Source organism: Youhaiella tibetensis (assembly GCF_008000755.1).
Taxonomy (GTDB): domain Bacteria; phylum Pseudomonadota; class Alphaproteobacteria; order Rhizobiales; family Devosiaceae; genus Paradevosia; species Paradevosia tibetensis.
Genome location: NZ_CP041690.1, coordinates 3,846,469 through 3,865,000, shown reverse-complemented (window position 1 = coordinate 3,865,000; position 18,532 = coordinate 3,846,469). Strand labels below are relative to the sequence as shown.

Below are 18,532 nucleotides of genomic sequence, written 5' to 3'. Positions count from 1 at the left end.
CTTGTCGGGTAAGTTCCGACCTGCACGAATGGCGTAACGACTTCCCCACTGTCTCCAGCATAGACTCAGCGAAATTGAATTCCCCGTGAAGATGCGGGGTTCCTGCGGTCAGACGGAAAGACCCCATGAACCTTTACTATAGCTTTACGCTGGCATTCGTGTCGGCATGTGCAGGATAGGTGGTAGGCTTTGAAGCGAGGGCGCCAGCTCTCGTGGAGCCGCAAGATGAGATACCACCCTTATCGTCATGAATGTCTAACCGCGGCATTTACAGTGTCCGGGACAGCGTATGGTGGGTAGTTTGACTGGGGCGGTCGCCTCCCAAAGAGTAACGGAGGCGCGCGATGGTAGGCTCAGAACGGTCGGAAATCGTTCGACGAGTGCAATGGCATAAGCCTGCCTGACTGCGAGACTGACAAGTCGAGCAGAGACGAAAGTCGGTCATAGTGATCCGGTGGTCCCGTGTGGAAGGGCCATCGCTCAACGAATAAAAGGTACTCTGGGGATAACAGGCTGATAATGCCCAAGCGTCCATAGCGACGGCATTGTTTGGCACCTCGATGTCGGCTCATCACATCCTGGGGCTGGAGCAGGTCCCAAGGGTATGGCTGTTCGCCATTTAAAGTGGTACGTGAGCTGGGTTCAGAACGTCGTGAGACAGTTCGGTCCCTATCTGCCGTGGGTGTTGGAATATTGAGAGGAGCTGTCCCTAGTACGAGAGGACCGGGATGGACGCACCTCTGGTGGACCTGTTGTGGCGCCAGCCGCATTGCAGGGTAGCTATGTGCGGACGGGATAACTGCTGAATGCATCTAAGCAGGAAGCCTCCCTCAAAACGAGTATTCCCTATCAGAGCCGTGGAAGACCACCACGTTGATAGGCCGGGTGTGGAAGCGCAGCAATGTGTGAAGCTTACCGGTACTAATAGCTCGATCGGCTTGATCGTTCTCATTAATCAATGCCCGCAGTCATAACGACTGCAACACAAATCAAAACCATAACCAGACTTCACACTTGGTGTTTTTCGCCGATCTGGTGGTTCTTGCGCAGTGCCCAGAACCCGATCCCATCCCGAACTCGACCGTTAAACACTGCTGCGCCAATGGTACTTCGTCTCAAGACGCGGGAGAGTAGGTCGCCGCCAGGTCTGCCAAAAACACCAAGCTCAATACGATAATCGAAACACAACAAACCCCCGCCGGCTCACGCCGCGGGGGTTTGTTGCATTCAGGGCCTGGCTCCCGCTCATGGTTACCCTGGCATTAACCTCGATGCGGCAATAATGCTGCCATGCCGATCGCCGCCCAATTGCCGGTTCCCTCTGCCCTGCCGTCGCTCCTGCGCGCGGGTGAGGCGGCGCGTCCGTTGCCCGGAGCGACGCTGGACGGGCGTTCGCTCGGGCAGAACCAGGACGGACAGACGCTCGTCGCCGTCGGCCGACAGGTGCTCACGCTCGACCTCAGCGAGCGCCCGCCCGCGGGCGCCACGGTCAAGCTGGCGTTCGACGGCAATGGCAAGCTGGTTCCCGCCGACACGGAGCCCGGATCACCGGTCCCCCTGCCAGCGGCAACCAAGGCGGCGTTGCAGGCGACCTTGCTTGCCAATGCCGGCAAGAGCCTCATTGCCCAGGCGCTGGCCAGCAATGCCGATGGGACGACCCGGGTGGCGATCGCCAATCTCGTGGTTGACCTCGAACTGCCCAGCCAGCCCATGCCCGGGACCATGCTCAAGTTCGCCGTGGACGCGGGCGGCGCCGGCCTGCGCCTCTTGCCCAACTCCAGTGCCAGTCAGCCGGCAACCCTCAACCTGCCGGTGGCGGTTTCCCCGCAATCGCAAGCCGCCTTCAAGGCGCTCGCCCTGCAACCGGGGCAGCGGGTTCAGGCCCAGGTATTGGGGAATCTCCCGAGCGGGGAAACCGAGATCGTCGTTGCCAACCAGAAGCTGGTGGTGACGCTGCCGCAGCGGATCAATCCGGGCGCGATGCTGGATCTCGAGGTGCAGTCGGAGGGTGCGACGACCCGCCTGACGCTGACAGCGCTGGCGCCAGCGGCCGCCAATGCGAAGCCCGCAACGTCGACGCCCCTGCAGGCGCTGCTGGCGGCCGTGAGCGAGGCTGCACTCGCCGACCAGGACAATCTGGCGCCCGCGCTGGCCACCCTGAACAGGCTGTTGCCGCGCCTCAACGAGATGCCGGCGAATGTCGCCAAGGCGGCCCAGGCCCTCCTCAATGCGCAACTGGCGCTCGATGGCGAGCTGGGGGGCGCCGAACTGCGCGAGGCGATTGCCCGGTCCGGTGTCTTTCCGAGCCAGACCGGCGCGAACGGCCCGGACCTCAAGTCCGCCTTGCTGGGGTTGCGTTCGGCCCTGCTGGCCTGGCTTGGCCCCGAGGCGCTCGGACCCGGGGGCGCGCGGCGTACGATGCCGCCGGCGCGCGGAGCCATTCCGCGGGCGCAGGCAAGCCCGCTTCCGGCAGACGACGATGCCATGCCGTTGCGTGATCTCGCCAAGGCGCTACTGGGGGAGGCCAATTCGGCACTCCATCGCCTGCGGCTCTTTCAACTTGCGGCCCTCCCCGAGACGCATTCGGCCAATGGCGGGGAGAAGCCGGCCCAGGTGATGGTTGAACTGCCGCTGCGGCTGGGGCAGGAATTGTGCATGGCCCAGTTCCAGGTCGGCCGCGACGGGCATGCGCCCGAGGGCGGGGATCCGGCGCGACGCGGCTGGCAGATGCGCTTCGCCGTCAACTTCTCCGTCATCGGGGAGGTAGGCGCCCAGATCGGGCTTTGGGGTCATAAGGTCAATGTCTCGATCTGGGCCGAGCGCGTCGCGACAGCCCGGGCGCTCGAGGCGATGCTGCCCGAAGTGGTCGAGGCACTGGCGGCCAAGGGGATCGAGGCGGTGTCGGTGCGGTGCCGACAAGGGATCCCGAAGAGCACGCGGCCGCAGCCGGCCGGCCTATACGTGGATGCGACCCGATGAGTGAGCGCCCCGAACGGCGTATCGCCGTGGCCATGCACTATGAGGAGGGCTCCCGGCTGGCGCCGCGCGTCACGGCCAAGGGCTTCGGGCTTATGGCCGAGCGCATCGTGGCCCTGGCCGAGGAGAACGATGTCGCCATCGACGCCAATCCGATGCTGGCGCGGGCCCTCGCAGAAGTCGAGCTCGACCAGAAGATTCCGCTCGAGCTGTTCGAGGCGGCGGCCGAAGTCATCGGCTTCGTGCTGCGGGCCCGCCACCGGCTCTAGGTTCAAGACTGCGTCATCGCCCGGCGGTCGGACGGGCGCAGCCACAAATTGTTCAGCTTCTCTTGGCAAGAAGGCACCGTAGAATTCCCTTCAGGTCCGCCATGCCCGCTGCCTTCCGATCGCTTGTGATGCTCGTGCTGACGCTTGGTTTCCTCGGCGCTGCTGCCGGGGGCGCGCAGGCCCTCAGCCTCATGGATCCCTTCAACGTGCCCGCTGCCATGGATGGCGGCACGGCCAAGGTCGGCGACGGCATTCCCTTCGCCGACGGCGCGCGCTTCAAGCTCGATGTCTATGCGCCCGAAGAGCGTGGCGACATCGCTCCGGTGGTATTCTTCATCTATGGCGGCGGCTGGAAGAATGGCGCGCGCGAGGATTACCAGTTCGTGGGCCGGGCCCTGGCGGCGCGCGGCTTCATCGTGGTCATCCCCGATTATCGCCTCTATCCGGAGGTGCGCTTCCCCGATTTCCTCGAAGACAACGCCGCTGCGATGCGGTGGGTGCAGGACAATATCGCCAAGTATGGCGGCGATCCGAACCGCGTGTTCATGGCCGGCCACTCGGCAGGCGCCTACAATGCCGTGATGCTGGCGCTCGATCCGTCCTATTTCAAGGAGTACGGCGTCACGATCCCTATCCGGGGCGTGGCGGCGCTCTCGGGGCCCTATGATTTCTACCCCTTCGAATATGACGAGGTGCGCAACACCTTCGGCGATGCGCCGGTGCCCGAGGGCACCCAGCCCATCAACCTGGTCACCTCCGATGCCCCGCCCATGCTGCTGACGTCCGGTACGACCGACCCGATCGTGCGGGTGCAGAACACCGAGAACCTGGCGGCGCGACTGCGCTCGCAGGGCGTTTGGGTCACGACCAAGTATTATGACGGGTTCGGGCATATGGAGCCGGTGATCGCCATCGGAGCCATGTGGCGTTGGCGCATGCCTATCCTCGACGACATGGTGGAGTTCTTCACCCGGTTCGGGGCTTTCCCCAGCGGCGTGCCGAGGCTGGCCATAGTGCCGGCGCCGCCCGAAGGGGTGTTGCCCAATGGCGAGCCGATGGAACCCATGCATGCCATCATCGATCAGCTCGATACCCAGTTCGCGCCCATTTCGAGCCAATAGCGGGGGCGACCGGGAATCGCCTAAGCTCGGTACATGAACGAGCATTTGCGATTTTCCGGACGTGATTTCGAGACGCAACGCCAGCAACTGGAGGCGATCATCAGGGGCCAACCGTCCTTGATGGCGGCTCTGGAGGGGCTTGATGAAATGGCGCTGCCCGATAGCTGGATCGTCTCGGGCGCCATCTACAACAATGTGTGGAATGCGCTCACCGGCCGCCCCTCGATGACGGGGGTCAAGGACATCGACCTCTTCTATTTCGATGCGTCGGACCTGAGCTACGAGGCCGAGGACCGCGTGATCCGGGACGGGGCCGAGCGGTTCGCGCGCTTGCCGGTGCCGGTCGAGATCCGCAACCAGGCACGAGTGCATCTCTGGTACGAGAGGCATTTCGGGCGGCCCTATGCGCCGCTCGCGTCCTCGCGCGAGGCCATCGACAGGTTCGCCTGCCTCACCCATGCGGTCGGGGTGCGGCTGATTGGGGACGGGCGGATGGAGATCTACGCGCCCTATGGGCTCGATGACATGTTCTCGTTCCGGCTGGTGCCCAACCGGAAGCTCGACAATCGGGAAACGCACGAGACCAAGGGCGCCCGGGCCGTCTCGATCTGGCCCGAGGTCACGGTGGTGCCCTGGTAGCAGGCTAGGCGAGTTGGCCGTGGCCTAGAGGATCGGCTCGATGACGATCGAGGGAGCGGAACGGTGGCCGGGGCCGTGGTAGACGGCCTCGATATTGTTGCCGTCCGGATCGAGCACGAAGGCGCCGTAGTAGCCGGGGTGGTAGTGGCGCTCGCCGGGCTTGCCGTTGTCGGTGCCGCCTGCCGCGATCGCGGCCTCGTAGAAGGCGTCGACAGTGGCGCGATCCTTGGCCTGGAAGGCCAGGTGGATATGGGTCGGCGGCGCGTCGTCGCCGGCCTCGCTCACGAACAGCTCATCGACCTGGAACCAGCCATCCCCGGCACTGGCAATGGCGATGCCCAGGGGCTGCAACGCACCGGCATAGAATGTCCTGGTCTTTTCCAGGTCCCTGGCCCGCAGGTGCACGTGATCGATCAGCCGTCCGAGATGGAGCTGCATCGGATTATTCGGCTTCGTTGGCCGGCCCGGCGTTGAGCTGGCCGTAGCGCTCGATGCCGATGTTTTCGAGAAGCTGGAGCTGGGTCTCGAGGAAGTCGATATGGCCTTCCTCGTCCTTGAGCAGTTCGTCGAACAGCTCCTTGGAGACGTAGTCGCCCAGGTCCGCGCACAGTTCGCGCGACTTCTTGTAGGCGGTGCGGGCGTCGTACTCGCCGGCGAGGTCCGCCTCGAGCACTTCCTTGATGGTCTGGCCGATGCGCAGCGGCGCCACGCGTTGCAGGTTGGGGTGCCCTTCAAGGAAGATGATGCGCTCGATCAGGCGATCGGCGTGGTGCATCTCCTCGATGGATTCGGCGCGCTCCTTGGCCGCCAGCTTCTGGAAGCCCCAGTCGCTGAGCAGGCGGTAGTGCACCCAATACTGGTTGACTGCACCCAGTTCGAGAAAAAGCGCTTCGTTAAGCCGCTCGATGACCTGTGCTTCGCCCTTCACGCCGACCTCCAATACGTTTCTTCTGGAGCCGGGCGAGGCGGGCCTTCACGTCCACCAGGTCGACCGAACTCCGGTCCAACAGGAGGTGATACTCTTCCGTCACGCGGGCGATAATGTCCACTACATTCGGAAAGCAACCGGCGCAGCGCCCACGCTTTTCGATGGCGCGGTAGACCTTTGCGGGCACCACCAACTGCCAGGGATCCTCCTTGAGGAACGACAGGACGATCTCTTCGATCTCCTTGTCGGTGATCACGTTGCACTGGCAGACAAGCATTGGAAGGCTGGCGGTCCGGAGTTCTTTGCGAGGGGATAAAAGGCCGTTTAAACCTGACTGTCAACCTCAGATAATGCCGCAACCGCTCGGTTCCCCGTGATGTGATCGAATTGCCCCAGCTTGCCGCTGGTGACCGCATCCGGGTAAAAGGAGGTGGGGCAAGGCAAAGCAGGAGACTGTTGAGATGGGATCGCTTTTGACGCCGCGGCGGCCGGCACAGGCCGCTGGAGCGGCGGTTGCGGGATTGGTGCTGGGATTGCTCATGCCGCTCGGCGCCGGGCCGGTGCTGGCGGCAGCGTTCGATGATTGCGCGGCCGAAGCCGCCAGCCAGTGGGAATCGGGTTTCGAGTCCATAGGCAAGGACCTGTCGGCCATCGATACCGAGGCGGCGATCGCAGCGTGCCAGAAGGCTCTCAAGGCCGATGCCAGCTCGGCCCAGGTCAAGACCTGGCTGGGCAGGGCCTATTATGCCGACAGCCAGGACGACAAGGCGGCGCCGCTCCTCGAGGCGGCGGCCGACGAGGGGAACCTCCTCGCGCTCACCACCTTTGGCGACATGCTCATCATGGGGCAGGGCGTGGACAAGGACATGGAGCATGGCGCCGAACTGCTCCAGCAGGCAGCCAACCAGGGGTTCGCGCCGGCCCAGAACAGCCTCGGGCTTTCCTATGATTATGGCGACGGGGTCGACCAGGATTCCTATCAGGCGCAGCGCTGGTATCGCGCCGCGGCCGAGCAGGGCCTGCCGCGCGCCGAGTCCAACCTCGGCCTGATGTACCAGGAAGGCCTGGGGGTCGAGCGCGACTACATCGCGGCGGCGGCCTGGTTCCAGCGCGCCGCCGACCACGGCGATGCCTCCGGGCAGGTCAACCTGGGCAAGATCTACCAGGATGGGCTGGGTGTGGAGGTCGACGATGCCCGCGCGGCCGAACTCTATCAGGCGGCAGCCGACCAGGGTGACATGTACGGGCTCAACAACCTCGGGTTCCTCAAGGAAAACGGCATGGGCGTGGAGACCGATGTCGAAGGCGCGGCCGAGCTCTACCAGCAGGCGGCGGACCAGGACCTTGCCCTGGCCCAGCACAACCTCGCCCTGCTCTATGAAGACGGGCGCGGGGTCAAGCAGGACTACGACAAGGCCATCGAACTCTACGAAAAGGCCGCCAATGGCGGCGAGATGCGGGCGGCGGTCAATCTCGGTCTGCTCTATCTCAACGGCACGGGAACCGATGTCGATTATGCCAAGGCCCTCGAATGGACCAAGATGGCGGCCGATGCCGGCCAGCCGATCGGACAGAACAACATGGGCCACATCTACGAGAATGGCCTGGGCGTGAAGGCCGACAGGGAGGAAGCCCTCCATTGGTACCAGCTCTCGGCGGACCAGGGGTACGAGCTGGGCGTGGAGAACCTCAATCGCCTCCAGAACGATACGTCGACCCCCGCCGGCGATACGAGCGAGCCGACGCCGATCACCAAGTCCAAGAGCAAGGACAAGATCAGCAACTGATCCTTGTCCGCCCGCCTTGAAGGCCGCCGGTTCGTCCGGCGGCCTCTTACTTTGCGGTGATTGAATCGATGAGGTGGCGCGAAGTCGAGAAGAACTCGCGATAGGCGAGGACGCCGATGATCACGATGGTCGTGGCGATGGCCAGCCAGGGCGAAGCGAACCAGGCCAGGCTGGCCATGGCGAAGTAGTAAGCCCGGATGCCGTGGTTGAAGTTGCGCGCGCCGATGGTGTTGAGGGCGGCGATGACCCGGATTTCCTCCGCGGTAGCGCTGCCGTCGTGCTGGACAGCGCCCAGCATGATGCAGAAATGATTGAAGTTGCGCAGCGAGAGCGTGAAGGCGAGGAACGCCACCACGAAGATGGCGAGGACGGCGGCCAGGTGCAGCTCGAGGTCGAACTGGGTGAGTTGCGGCTGGAGATGCTCGGTGGCCGAGCGCAGCGCGGAAAGCTGCCCGAAGACGGCGAAGAGCGCCAGGATCAGCAGCACGGTGGTCGAGGCGAAGAAAGACACCGAACTCATCAGGTTGCCCGAGAGGATGGCGTCCATCGGGGTATCGCGGCTGACCGCGTTGTTGACCCAGCGCAGGCGGTGGCGGCTCATCAGGGCCGAAAGGGTAGGATGTTTCGCCTCCAGGCGCTCGACCACCAGCGGATAGAGCAGGAAGCAGATAAGCGGCAGGAAACTTGCGAGAACGGTCATGGTGCCACCGGGTCGAAGACGCTGATTCCTGTTCTAGCGTTCCGTCGCGGCAAAGGCGATTGGCTCGACGTCAAAGATAGGGCGGCATCACCAGCCTTACGAAGCGGGGACGTTCCTCCGCGGCGCGATCGGTATCGAGCCCGGTCCAGCCGAGGCCGAGAAGGGCGAAGTCACGTTCGAGGCGGGATAGCCCGTCTTCGCGCTCGCGGCTTTCGGCGCCGCCGAAAAACGGTTTCCGGCCGTTGATCGCCTTGCCCTCGGGCGGCTGCAGGATGCCGAAATGGTGGATCATCATTTGCGCTCCCTGGCGCTCTCGTTACCCGGTTGAAGGGCCTCGCCGGCCCTGAGGAATCGGCCGGCGAGGCAATCCGGCGGCGCGGGGAAAAGGGAGGGAAACCCCGGTGCCGACATCCATGAGGATGCAATACTCTAGTAGATCAGTCGAGAAACGGTCGACCAATCTCGGCCGGCCGCCCGAAAGCCGTTTTTGTTTTTTCCTCGCAGCGAGCAATGGGCGCCGCTGGTATGGCAGAACGGGGCAGATGCCCCGGTTTTCCCCAGCAGTTTCAATCCTCTGGCCGCGACATAGCCCGGAAAAGCCAGGCACTGCGGGCGTGTTGGGAGGCTCCGGCGGAGCCAGGTTCAAAAAACTGTCACGCCAGCCGACTTTACGCTTGTGATCGGCGGCCGGGTTGCCTATATACGCCCTGCGTCGCGGCGATGGCCGCCTTGAAAGACGCCTTCCAGATTGGCGCGGGGTGGAGCAGCCCGGTAGCTCGTCAGGCTCATAACCTGAAGGTCGCAGGTTCAAATCCTGCCCCCGCAACCAATCCCTTCCCCAGATTTTACGAACTGACTTCGAACGACCCCGTAACGGGTTTCGCTCGGCATTGGTCGCGGCCTCCTCGACGCGCGAGGAGGCTTTGCGACTATCGGCGCTCGGAGCCCTCGAGACCGAATTGCTGGTGCTCGAGCGCGGTGATGACGCCGCGCAGTTCGGCCAGTCCCTTCAGGCGCCCGATAGTGGGGTAGCCGGGCTGCGAGTTCCGCGTCAGATCGTCGAGAATATCCTGGCCGTGGTCGGGGCGCATCGGGATCTGGTGGTCGGACCGGCCCGCGGCCTTGCGGCGGCGCTCCTCTGCGATGATCGTGGCGATCAATGCGACCATGTCCGTATCGCCCGCCAGATGCTCGGCTTCCACGAACGAGCCGGCGATGTCGCTGCCATCGCGTTTGACGTTGCGGAGGTGGATGAAGTGAACCCTGTCGCCCAGACGTTTCATCATGCCGGGAAGATCGTTGTCGGGGCGCGCGCCGAGCGAGCCTGAACAGAGGGTGATGCCGTTCGCCGGGGAGTTCACCTTCGCCATGAGATAGGTGTAGTCGGCTTCGGTCGACATGACGCGGGGAAGTCCGAGGAGGGGAAACGGCGGGTCGTCTGGGTGACAGCATAGCCGCAGCCCCAGCCTCTCGGCTACGGGCACCACCTCGCTGAGAAAATCGACGAAATGCTCGCGGAGCCTATCGGATGAGATGTGGTCATACTCTTCCAGATGCGACCGCACGTCGGCGATGGAGAGGCTCTCCGTGGAGCCCGGCAGGCCCATGGTTACACTGCGTGCCAGCCGCTCGCGCTCGGCATCGCTCAGTTTCTCGAAGCGTCTTGCAGCTTCGAGCCGAACCATTTCGCTGAAGTCCTCCGAGGCTCCGGCGCGAGCCAGGATATGGATATCGAAGACGGCGAAATCGTTGATGTCGAAGCGCATGGCCGTGCCGCCATTGGGCACGCGGTGGCGGAGCGCGGTGCGGGTCCAGTCGAGAACGGGCATGAAATTGTAGCAAACGACTTCGATGCCGGCGCGAGCGATGTTTTCCAGCGACGCCTTGTAGCTGGCAATGTGCTCGCGCCACTCGCCCTTCTGTTTTTTGATTTCCTCGGAAACAGGAAGGCTTTCCACCACGTCCCAGGCCAGCCCCGAGGGCGATCCATCCGCGCGAAGGCCCACCTGCCTTTGCCGCAGCGTCACTTCCTCGAAAGGCCAGGCAACTCCGTTGGGGATGTGGTGAAGGGCCGTTACCACGCCTTCAGCGCCGGCCTGAACGATGTCGTCCACCTTTGCGACATCGGGCGGACCGAACCAGCGCCAAGTCTGCTTCATCGTCGATCTCCTAGCTGCCGAAGGCGAGGCGGGGCAGCCACAGCACCAGCTCGGGAAAAAAGAGCAGGATGAGGATGATGAGGATAACCGTTCCGATAAACGGCAATGCCTCGATCGTATATTCCTCGATGCGGACGCCCATGAGCGAGCACACGGCGAACATGGCGACGCCGACCGGCGGCGTCATGCCGCCAAGCGTGACGATGCTCATCATCAGGATGCCGAAATGCACCGGGTCGATACCCGCGGCCGTCGCTACCGGCACGAAGATCGGCGTGAGCAGGAGCACCAGAACCGTGCTTTCGATGAAGAAGCCGGCGATCAACAGGAACAGCAGGATTGCAAGGACAATCAGCTGGGGCTGAGTGATCCCGGACAGCATCCACGAAGAGATACCCTGCGGCACCTGCAGGTAGATGATGGCAAATCCCACCATGCCCGACATCAGGATGATGATCATGATGAGGCCGATGTCGGAGATGGCGTGGGAAAAGGCGCGCCCGAGCTTTGCCCAGGTCATGTCGCGGTGCAGCAGGAAGCCGACCAGGACGGCATAGACGACGGCGAACGCGCCCACTTCCGATGGGGTGAAAACCCCGCCCCTGATGGTCACGAGCAAGGCGACGGGAAAGAGCAGGGCCCACTTGGCCTGCCAGGCGGCGCTGACAAGCGCGCGGAAACTGGGCTTTTCGGTATCGGCGACCACGTAGCCGCGGCGCTTGGCGATCAGGTAGGTGGTGAGCATCATGCCCGCCATCATCAGCAGCCCGGGGATGACGCCGGCGATGAACAGTCGCCCGATCGAAACGTTGCCGACATAGCCATAGAGGATGAGGCCGATCGAGGGAGGGATGGTGGCGGTGATAAGGGAACCAACGGCAATGACCGCAGCGGAAAAGCCCTTTCCGTAACCCTGCCGGGTCATGCTCGGCCCAAGGACGCGCGCCTCCATGGCTGCATCCGCAACGGCGGAGCCGGAGACGCCTCCCATCAGGGTGGAGAGGACGATCGCGACCTGGCCGAGACCACCCGCCATCCAGCCGACGGCGATATGGGAGAACTTGAACAGGCGCTGGGTAATGCCGCTCTCGTTCATGAGGTGACCGGACAGCACGAAGAACGGCACCGCAAGCAGAGGGAAGCTCTGACTCATGGTGGCGATCTTCTGCACCCCGATCGACATGGGCATGGTCTGGGTGGTCATGAAGAAGAGGAAGCCCGACATGCCGATCGCGAAGGCCACCGGGAGCCCGAGAAACATCAGGGCGAAGAAGGTGATGGTGATAAGGAGCATGCCTCAGTGCTCCACCGCTTGGGCGATCTCGGAGTCCGAACGCGAGTAGACCAGGGTCTCCCCATCGCTTCGGCGTCTCCATGCCCGCACCATGTTGACGACCAGCGCGATCGCCAGCATCACGCATCCCGCCGGGACGGCGGCGGTGACCCAGCCGTAGCTGATACCGCTGTCGCCGAACCGGCGTGCCAGGTTGAGAAGCGTCAGGCGGATACCCTCGACGGTCAGCATGGCCAGGAAGGCCAGGATCAGCGCTGAAAGCGCGAGCTCCAGCCAAAAACGCTGCTTGTGCGGCAGGTAGCGCACCAGGATGTCTATACCCAGATGGCTTTTGGTCCTCAGGGCGCGGGTCGCGCCGAACATGCACAACCAGATGAACAGCAACTGGGCCATGTCCACCGACCAGATGAGCGGATGACCGAAGAATCGCATCAGGGCGGCCGAGAAGACGAGGATGACGATAGTGGCGAGCAGCAGCGCGGCCAGCGCATACTCCACTTGATCAAGGCGCTTGAGCAGCATGGGTCCTGTCCGGGAGGGGGCGCAGGGAACTCCCTCCTCCCCGCAGTGAGTTCGAGATGGGTTAGTTGCCGGCCGCGATCTGCTGGACCTTGTCCCGCAGCTCGCCATATCCAAGCTTCTCGTAGACGACGGCGGTCGCGTCCTTGAAGACCTGGGTGTCGACCTGGTTGACCGTCATCCCCGATGCCTTGAGTTCGTCCTCGATCTTTGCAAGGGCGTCGCGCGTGCCGTAGGATCCCACGTCGCCTGCCTTGAGGGCCTCGTCGCGGAGCACTTTCTGCAAGTCCGCCGGCAGGGAGTCGAACCAGCTTCCGCTCGTCACCATCCCGGTTATCAGATTGATGTGGCCGGTCTTGGTCAGATACTTCGTCACTTCGAACAGCTTGGCGCCTTGACCAGCCGGAAGCTGCGCCTCGGCGGCGTCGATCACGTTCTGCTGGAGGGCAGAGTAGACATCGGCAAAGGGCATCGGCGTGGGCACGGCACCCATGGCAGTGACGGTCTCGGTCCACACCGGCGCCCCCGGAGTGCGCATCCGGACGCCGGCCAGGTCGGCTGGCGTCTTCACTTCCTTGTTGGTCCAAAGATGTCGTTCGCCCTGCCACCAGTTGAAGCTGAGCACCTGGAGCTGCGCGGAGTCGTGGAGTTTGGTTACCCATTCCTCGAAAAGGGGCGACACCGAAACGCGCCTGACGCCGTCATAGCCATCCGCCAGGTAAGGGGCTCCCATGATGCCGAACTCGTTCACGTAGGTCGCCAGGCGACCGCCGTCGACGATAACTGCAACGGGGGCGCCGGCCCGAGCCTGTTCGAGGACGTCCTCGTCCGGGCCGAGCTGCGAGTTCGGGAACAGCTTTACTTCAAGCCGTCCCCCGCTCGCTTCCGCCACTCCCGACACGAAGCTCTCCAGTCCCTTGTAGAGCGGGTCCGAGGTGGCGAGTGCCGTATTGACGCTAAGCGTGTAGTCGACTGCAAAGACGGCGCTCGGTGTGGCGATCACGAGCGCACCAGCGGCAACGAGGGCCTCTAGGGCAATGCGTTTCATTCTTTCCTCCCTTCTCGGCCATAAGCCGATTGTCAGTATGCTAGTATGGTAGTATGTTGAGAGTCAACATGAGCACGACAGACGAACTTTTTCCGCTCGATGACGATAGCCACACGACCCGACAGGGCCGCATGGCGAACCGTGTTTTCGACGCGCTACGCGAAGCCATCGTTCAGCTGAAGCTGCGGCCGGGCAACCCGATCTCGGAAGCCGAGGTCGCGCGGCAACTGGGCGTGTCGAGGCAACCGGTGCGCGAGTCCTTCATCAAGCTTGCGGAGGTCGGCCTGGTCGAGATTCGCCCGCAGAGGGGCACCTTCGTGATGCTCATCTCGATCCGCCAGGTCCAGAACGTACGCTTCGTCCGCGAGGCGATTGAAGTGGCCGTCGTGCGCAAGGCGGCGCTAGAGGCGTCGCCCAAAAGGATCGAGGAATTCCGACGCATCCTCGAGGCCCAACGGAACGCCGAGCGGCAGGGCGACCACATCGAGTTCCTCAGGCTCGACGAGAGCTTCCACCAGTCCCTCGCCTATTCGGTCGATTCCGACTACGCGTGGCGCGTTCTCGAAAACCTCAAGGCGCAGATGGACCGCGTCCGCCACCTGTCCATGCCGGATGCGACACCCATCGACGTTCTCGTCGGCCAGCATGCGGCCATCGTCGATGCCATCGCCCGACATGCGCCCGACGACGCGGAAGCGGCGACGCGCACGCACCTGAGCGAAATCCTGCTGTCGCTCCCACGACTGGCCCAGGCCCACCCGGAACTGTTTTCCGACTGACGGCAATCGGGGAGGGGGTGTGCGTTGCCAAGGCACCCGGCCTCCCGGTCAGCCCGCTACTCCCCTAGAATCCCGGGTCGTAGTTGAAATAGAGCGGGTTGGAGAGGGCGATCATGTTGAGGCTTTGCGCCATCGAGTTGGGCACTTCCGGGTAGGGGGCCTGGGGGCCTTCGATTTCGACGCGGTAGTAGTTGCGCTCGCCGATCCCCGGGGTGTCGGTGAATTGCACCGAGCGCGTCGTGGCGTCGGTGATGAGGCTTGCGAAGGGATCGCGATTCTTGATGACGCGGACGGCATAGTTCGCGCCCGCAATGCCACCGCCCACCAGCCGCACCTCGAAGGTCACCGGCCGTCCGCTGGGCTTTGCGTTATCGCCCATCATCATGTCCACGACGCCGTCGCCGTCCAGGTCGGCGTAGAATTCGACGCGCGGATTGTAGGGGTTGGCGCTGATCGAAGCCTTGCCCTGTTCGAGCGCCCTGAGGATCGCCCGCTTGGTGCGCGCCGCAGCGTAGATCCAGGTGGTCGGCGTGCCGACATAGTTGGCGCTGGCTTCGACCGATTGCGGGACGATCCGGTCGGGTGTGTCGGGGACGCCGTGATGGGAGTCGCTGCCGCCGCGCGCGCCGAGCATGCGACCGGACTTGAGCATGTCGTCCCAGATCCGCACTCCGGGCACGTTCTTGGGCCAGACGCAGCCGTTCCAGATCTCGACCGAGTCGGCGAGATCGAAGGAATAGCCATAGTGGTTCTTCGTGCTGGGGTGGTTGGCCGACATGTGCACGCCCAGCGCATGCTTGACCTTGAGGATGTTCCAGTCCCGGTCGTCGCGCGCATCGAACATGCGCTGGTGGTCGTAGGGTTCGGCAGACAGGATGTTGATGTGGCCCCGCGCCGCCGTCAGTTCGGCGCCATAGAAAAGCAGGACCTGGTCCGAGCGGAATTCGGGGTCCGCCCAGGTGTGCTGGGCCACCGCGCCCCCCACATGCACGTCGTGGTCGGTGATCGCCAGGTAATCGAAGCCCATGCGCTCGGCAAAGCCGATGATCTTGGATTGCGGATTGTTGGTGGAGTCGGTGCTATGGCGCGAGTGGAGGTGCCAATCGCCCTTGAGCCAGATGCCGCCGCCGATGCCGGCAAGGGGTGGCAGCGCGTCGGGAATGGGCGGGATCATGGTGCCTCCGGCCTTTGTTGGGGTTAGCGACCGAGCTTGACGGTGACGATCTGGAAGGGGGCGAAAACCAGCCGCACCGTGCCGTCGACGATCTCGAGCGGGGTCGGGGAACGCTCCAGCAGGTTGACGAGATCGGCGCTCACGGTGCCGGGCGGCAGGTGCAGCAGGGCTTGTGTGGCGCGTCCGTGAGTCTCCCAGAGGCGGGCGACGATGCCCTCGCCATCCTCGCCGAGCTTGAGGGCCTCGAGCGTCACGCCCGTTCCCTCGACCTTGAGAAGCGAAGCGACTTGCGAGCCCCTCCCGCTTGTGCCCGCAACCAGGCGCAGCGGCAGGTTGAAGGCTTCGGCTTCTCCGGGAATGTCGTCCTCGGCCAGCCCTTCATGGACGCGCAGGGAATAGCGGAAGCGGTGTTCGCCCTGGTCGGCCTCCGGCCAGGGATAGGTCGGCGACTTGAGGAGCGTCAGCCGCATGGTGCCGCCCTTGAGGTCGTAACCATATTTGCTGTCGTTGAGGAAAGCGGCGCCGAACCCTGGTTCGGAGACGTCCACCCAACGGTGCATCACGGTCTCGAACCGGGCCCGGTCCCATGAGGTGTTGCGGTGCGCGGGGCGGCGGACGTGGCCGAACTGGATTTCGGCGATGCTTTCGCGCACCAGGAGGTCGAGCGGGAAGGCGGCCTTGATGAGCGTGTCGTGCTCGTGCCAGTCGATGAAACTGTCGAAGTCGAGCCGCCTGCTTCCCGCCTCCAGCGATACGACCTGCACCAGCCTCGAGCGCTCATAGCGCCATTCGAAGCGGATCGCGGCGCGGTAGGGGCCGGTCTCGACGACCCGGGCCGAGACCAGTTCGTCGATGTCCCAGACCTGATCCTCGAAGCTTTCGTCGATATCCCAGGCGTCGTACTCGACCGGCATGTCCCGATAGGCCTGGAGCCGGTTGGAGAGCGTTCCGGGCACGATGAGATCGCGTCCGATCTTTTTGTCGAACAGCGAGACGATCCGACCCTTTTCGTCGAACCGCACGCTGATCGCATCGTTCTCGAGCAGCCGTTCGCTGACCTTGAGGCCAGAGTTGCCCGACGCGGCCGATCCGGGCTTGAGGGTCACGGGGGTGGCCGACAGTGGCGGCAGCGCGCGGATCGGAACGACCTGACGGATCGCGCCGTCGGGGGAATGGGCGGCCTGGGTCGACAGGCTGGTTTCGCCCACGCTCACCTCCAGCGGCCCGTCGGCCTCGAGTTCGAGCAGGCCGTCGCGCGGCCGACCCAGAGTGTTGAAGAGCACATGTTCCCCAACCGGGGCGAAGCCTCCGGCGAGTTGGTCGCGCAGCGCCGAAGCACGGGCGAAGAAATCGTCATAGTCGCGGTCGCTGTCGTCGAACACCGCGCCGATGGAAGAGCCGGGCAGGATGTCGTGGAACTGGTTCAGCAGAACGATGCGCCAGAGCGCATGCAACTCGGCGGTGGGGTAGGCCAGCCCGAGGCGCTCTCGGGCGAGGACGGCGAGAGCCTCGAGTTCGCGCAGCGCCTGTTCGGCAAGCCGGTTGTTGCGCTTGTTCTTGGCGACCGAGGTCAGCGTTCCGCGGTGATACTCGAGATAGAGCTCGCCCACCCAGGTGGGAAAGTCATCGGGGCGGTCCGCCATGCGCCTGAGCAGTCGCTCGAAGAAGGGACGCATGTGTTCGTGGCGCACGGAAGGACAGCCGGGGATGCCCTTTTCCATGCGGCGGATGTTCTCGAGCATTTCGCGGGTCGGCCCGCCGCCGCCGTCGCCGTGGCCATAGACGAGGAACAGTTCGTCGTTGAGCTCCTGCTGGCCGTGGCGGCGCCAGGTGCCCATGACATGGGTGGGCTTGATGTCGGGGCAATAGGTCGTGCCGAAGCCGGTGGCGGTATAGGGCTGGGTGGTCAGGAAATATGCGGCCACCGTGCTGCCGTCGATCCCTTCCCAGTGGAAGGTCTCGTTGGGCATGCGGTTGGTGTCGTTCCAGCTTAGCTTGTGGGTGATGAAGACATCCACCCCCGAGAGCTTCATCAGTTGCGGCAGGGCGGCCGAATAGCCAAAGGTATCGGGCAGCCAGAAGATGCGCGGGCTCACCCCGAAGGTCTGCTCGTGATAGGCGAAGCCGTGGAGGATATGGCGGACGAAGGATTCCCCGTTGGTGATGTTGGCGTCCGGTTCGAGCCAGAGGGCGCCCTCGATCTCGAAGCGGCCGGCCGCCACCTGCTCCTTGAGCCGGGCGAAGATCTCGGGGTAGTCCTCGGACAGGTAGTCCAGCAGCACCCCCTGGTTGTACATGAAGCGGTAGTCCGGGTACTGCTCCATCAACGCGAGCGCGGTGGACATGGAGCGCGCCATCTTCTGGCGCGTTTCCCGGATGCGCCAGAGCCAGGCGACATCGATATGGGTGTGCCCGGTCACGGTGATGACCGGCTTCTTCTCGAAATCCTGGGCGGCATAGATCTCGGCCGCGATTTGCTCGGCCTGCTCAAGGGAGGCGGCGAAACGCGCCGCGTCGCCGGGCCGGAAGTCGACGCATCTGAGGGCGGCATCGACGCGGGTGACGATGAAATGGCGGCGCGGATCGTCGGCAGCGAGGAGACGGGCCACGTTGAGCGGCACGCTCAGATCGTAAAAGACCTTCTCGACCAGCGGGTCGTGCACCATGAGCGACATGGTCATGCCGTGCTGGCGCCGGTCCTCGATGGTCCCCGCTTCGAGCAGGATGTCGTAGTGCGTCCCAGGCTCGCCCGCCTCGGTGAGCAGCAGTTCTCGATGGTTGCCGTCCACGCCCTGGGCGATCGTGCCGTTGACCCGCACGAGGCATTGCGGGTCCGAGCGTCCGCGTGTGTTGCCGAACTGGGCATCCACCCGCAGGTAGATGCGGCGGCCGGCGGCAGCCTCGGGCAGCGCGAACCCGGTGGCGAACCAGAAGTAGCTTTCGGGCTCCCCCCAGGAAAGTTCGGGCCCGACCCGATCCCAGCCGGCCGGGTCCTGCCCGATGATCCCGGCGCGCTCCTCCGGCAGGCCGCGGCGGAACCGCAGCGGCAGCGGCATGTCGAGCCGCGTGAAAATCCGGTCCCGCAGCCGTGAGAGGAGATGATCGAGTTTTTCGAGGCGCATGTTGATCCAGGTGCGAT

General features: G+C 64.1%; 17 protein-coding genes, 1 tRNA gene and 2 rRNA genes (1 of these 20 cut by a window edge). 9 read left to right on the top strand and 11 right to left on the bottom strand.

The window, feature by feature from the left end; all coding sequences use genetic code 11:
- The 6 genes from FNA67_RS18900 to FNA67_RS18875 all read left to right on the top strand — a co-directional run.
- Positions 1–946, top strand: a 23S ribosomal RNA gene (locus tag FNA67_RS18900) (it extends 1,785 nt beyond the left edge of the window).
- Positions 947–1,031: 85 nt separating this feature from the next.
- Positions 1,032–1,147, top strand: a 5S ribosomal RNA gene (rrf, locus tag FNA67_RS18895).
- Between the two features lie 143 nt (positions 1,148–1,290).
- Positions 1,291–2,979 (top strand): flagellar hook-length control protein FliK, encoded by a 1,689-nt coding sequence (gene fliK, locus FNA67_RS18890; RefSeq protein ID WP_147657594.1) that lies wholly within the window; start codon positions 1,291–1,293, stop codon positions 2,977–2,979.
- A complete protein-coding gene (locus tag FNA67_RS18885) occupies positions 2,976–3,245 on the top strand; it encodes an EscU/YscU/HrcU family type III secretion system export apparatus switch protein (protein ID WP_049706648.1) in 270 nt (89 codons plus the stop codon). Before fliK ends, FNA67_RS18885 begins: the two co-directional genes overlap by 4 nt.
- Before the next feature lie 101 nt (positions 3,246–3,346).
- Positions 3,347–4,366 (top strand): alpha/beta hydrolase, encoded by a 1,020-nt coding sequence (locus FNA67_RS18880; RefSeq protein ID WP_244616393.1) that lies wholly within the window; start codon positions 3,347–3,349, stop codon positions 4,364–4,366.
- A gap of 33 nt (positions 4,367–4,399) precedes the next feature.
- Positions 4,400–5,005, top strand: coding sequence for a nucleotidyltransferase family protein (locus tag FNA67_RS18875; protein ID WP_147657592.1), 606 nt, complete (start codon positions 4,400–4,402; stop codon positions 5,003–5,005).
- A 24-nt stretch (positions 5,006–5,029) separates the two neighbouring features.
- Here FNA67_RS18875 and FNA67_RS18870 read toward each other — a convergent pair whose 3' ends face one another.
- The 3 genes from FNA67_RS18870 to FNA67_RS18860 are packed head-to-tail and all read right to left on the bottom strand — an operon-like array spanning position 5,030 to position 6,210.
- Positions 5,030–5,443 carry a VOC family protein gene (locus tag FNA67_RS18870; protein ID WP_147657590.1) on the bottom strand — a complete coding sequence of 138 codons (414 nt, stop codon included), beginning with the start codon at positions 5,441–5,443 and terminating at the stop codon, positions 5,030–5,032.
- 4 nt (positions 5,444–5,447) lie between these two features.
- Positions 5,448–5,933, bottom strand: coding sequence for a bacterioferritin (bfr, locus tag FNA67_RS18865; RefSeq protein WP_049706645.1), 486 nt, complete (start codon positions 5,931–5,933; stop codon positions 5,448–5,450).
- Positions 5,899–6,210, bottom strand: coding sequence for a (2Fe-2S)-binding protein (locus tag FNA67_RS18860; protein ID WP_049706644.1), 312 nt, complete (start codon positions 6,208–6,210; stop codon positions 5,899–5,901). The genes bfr and FNA67_RS18860 overlap by 35 nt, the downstream gene beginning before the upstream one ends.
- Before the next feature lie 184 nt (positions 6,211–6,394).
- Between FNA67_RS18860 and FNA67_RS18855 the strand changes: the two genes are divergently transcribed.
- Positions 6,395–7,720, top strand: a complete 1,326-nt coding sequence (locus FNA67_RS18855; RefSeq protein ID WP_147657587.1) for a tetratricopeptide repeat protein — start codon at positions 6,395–6,397, stop codon at positions 7,718–7,720.
- A 46-nt stretch (positions 7,721–7,766) separates the two neighbouring features.
- Here FNA67_RS18855 and FNA67_RS18850 read toward each other — a convergent pair whose 3' ends face one another.
- Positions 7,767–8,420, bottom strand: a complete 654-nt coding sequence (locus FNA67_RS18850) for a DUF599 domain-containing protein (RefSeq protein ID WP_049706642.1) — start codon at positions 8,418–8,420, stop codon at positions 7,767–7,769.
- Between the two features lie 70 nt (positions 8,421–8,490).
- The gene (locus FNA67_RS18845) at positions 8,491–8,715 is read right to left on the bottom strand and encodes a hypothetical protein (protein ID WP_049706641.1); all 225 of its coding nucleotides are present in this window, start codon (positions 8,713–8,715) and stop codon (positions 8,491–8,493) included.
- A gap of 457 nt (positions 8,716–9,172) precedes the next feature.
- On the opposite strand from FNA67_RS18845, the gene FNA67_RS18840 reads away from it, so the two are divergent.
- Positions 9,173–9,249 (top strand) — tRNA-Met (locus tag FNA67_RS18840).
- A 100-nt stretch (positions 9,250–9,349) separates the two neighbouring features.
- On the opposite strand, the gene uxuA is transcribed toward FNA67_RS18840, so the two are convergent.
- The 4 genes from uxuA to FNA67_RS18820 form a co-directional block, all read right to left on the bottom strand.
- Positions 9,350–10,579 carry a mannonate dehydratase gene (gene uxuA, locus FNA67_RS18835; RefSeq protein ID WP_147657586.1) on the bottom strand — a complete coding sequence of 410 codons (1,230 nt, stop codon included), beginning with the start codon at positions 10,577–10,579 and terminating at the stop codon, positions 9,350–9,352.
- 10 nt (positions 10,580–10,589) lie between these two features.
- Complete coding sequence (locus FNA67_RS18830) at positions 10,590–11,873, bottom strand: TRAP transporter large permease (RefSeq protein WP_147657584.1); 1,284 nt, start codon at positions 11,871–11,873, stop codon at positions 10,590–10,592.
- Between the two features lie 3 nt (positions 11,874–11,876).
- Complete coding sequence (locus tag FNA67_RS18825) at positions 11,877–12,395, bottom strand: TRAP transporter small permease (protein ID WP_244616392.1); 519 nt, start codon at positions 12,393–12,395, stop codon at positions 11,877–11,879.
- A gap of 61 nt (positions 12,396–12,456) precedes the next feature.
- Positions 12,457–13,440 (bottom strand): C4-dicarboxylate TRAP transporter substrate-binding protein, encoded by a 984-nt coding sequence (locus tag FNA67_RS18820; protein WP_147657582.1) that lies wholly within the window; start codon positions 13,438–13,440, stop codon positions 12,457–12,459.
- A gap of 68 nt (positions 13,441–13,508) precedes the next feature.
- Between FNA67_RS18820 and FNA67_RS18815 the strand changes: the two genes are divergently transcribed.
- Complete coding sequence (locus FNA67_RS18815) at positions 13,509–14,219, top strand: GntR family transcriptional regulator (protein ID WP_147657580.1); 711 nt, start codon at positions 13,509–13,511, stop codon at positions 14,217–14,219.
- Between the two features lie 64 nt (positions 14,220–14,283).
- On the opposite strand, the gene FNA67_RS18810 is transcribed toward FNA67_RS18815, so the two are convergent.
- Together FNA67_RS18810 and FNA67_RS18805 are read right to left on the bottom strand one after the other, a co-directional pair.
- Entirely contained in the window at positions 14,284–15,393 is a 1,110-nt protein-coding gene (locus FNA67_RS18810) for a CehA/McbA family metallohydrolase (RefSeq protein WP_147657578.1), read from the bottom strand.
- A gap of 23 nt (positions 15,394–15,416) precedes the next feature.
- Positions 15,417–18,515 carry an alpha-mannosidase gene (locus FNA67_RS18805; protein ID WP_147657575.1) on the bottom strand — a complete coding sequence of 1,033 codons (3,099 nt, stop codon included), beginning with the start codon at positions 18,513–18,515 and terminating at the stop codon, positions 15,417–15,419.
- Positions 18,516–18,532 lie beyond the last annotated feature (17 nt).

What these genes read in the sequence shown, in the direction of transcription:
- FNA67_RS18830 (WP_147657584.1), bottom strand. Translation starts at nt 11,873, where the DNA reads ATGCTCCTTATCACCATCACCTTCTTCGCCCTGATGTTTCTCGGGCTC.
- FNA67_RS18850 (WP_049706642.1), bottom strand. Translation starts at nt 8,420, where the DNA reads ATGACCGTTCTCGCAAGTTTCCTGCCGCTTATCTGCTTCCTGCTCTAT.
- uxuA (WP_147657586.1), bottom strand. Translation starts at nt 10,579, where the DNA reads ATGAAGCAGACTTGGCGCTGGTTCGGTCCGCCCGATGTCGCAAAGGTG.
- FNA67_RS18820 (WP_147657582.1), bottom strand. Translation starts at nt 13,440, where the DNA reads ATGAAACGCATTGCCCTAGAGGCCCTCGTTGCCGCTGGTGCGCTCGTG.
- FNA67_RS18860 (WP_049706644.1), bottom strand. Translation starts at nt 6,210, where the DNA reads ATGCTTGTCTGCCAGTGCAACGTGATCACCGACAAGGAGATCGAAGAG.
- FNA67_RS18825 (WP_244616392.1), bottom strand. Translation starts at nt 12,395, where the DNA reads ATGCTGCTCAAGCGCCTTGATCAAGTGGAGTATGCGCTGGCCGCGCTG.
- FNA67_RS18815 (WP_147657580.1), top strand. Translation starts at nt 13,509, where the DNA reads ATGAGCACGACAGACGAACTTTTTCCGCTCGATGACGATAGCCACACG.
- FNA67_RS18870 (WP_147657590.1), bottom strand. Translation starts at nt 5,443, where the DNA reads ATGCAGCTCCATCTCGGACGGCTGATCGATCACGTGCACCTGCGGGCC.
- FNA67_RS18805 (WP_147657575.1), bottom strand. Translation starts at nt 18,515, where the DNA reads ATGCGCCTCGAAAAACTCGATCATCTCCTCTCACGGCTGCGGGACCGG.
- fliK (WP_147657594.1), top strand. Translation starts at nt 1,291, where the DNA reads ATGCCGATCGCCGCCCAATTGCCGGTTCCCTCTGCCCTGCCGTCGCTC.
- FNA67_RS18875 (WP_147657592.1), top strand. Translation starts at nt 4,400, where the DNA reads ATGAACGAGCATTTGCGATTTTCCGGACGTGATTTCGAGACGCAACGC.
- FNA67_RS18855 (WP_147657587.1), top strand. Translation starts at nt 6,395, where the DNA reads ATGGGATCGCTTTTGACGCCGCGGCGGCCGGCACAGGCCGCTGGAGCG.
- FNA67_RS18845 (WP_049706641.1), bottom strand. Translation starts at nt 8,715, where the DNA reads ATGATGATCCACCATTTCGGCATCCTGCAGCCGCCCGAGGGCAAGGCG.
- FNA67_RS18880 (WP_244616393.1), top strand. Translation starts at nt 3,347, where the DNA reads ATGCCCGCTGCCTTCCGATCGCTTGTGATGCTCGTGCTGACGCTTGGT.
- FNA67_RS18810 (WP_147657578.1), bottom strand. Translation starts at nt 15,393, where the DNA reads ATGATCCCGCCCATTCCCGACGCGCTGCCACCCCTTGCCGGCATCGGC.
- FNA67_RS18885 (WP_049706648.1), top strand. Translation starts at nt 2,976, where the DNA reads ATGAGTGAGCGCCCCGAACGGCGTATCGCCGTGGCCATGCACTATGAG.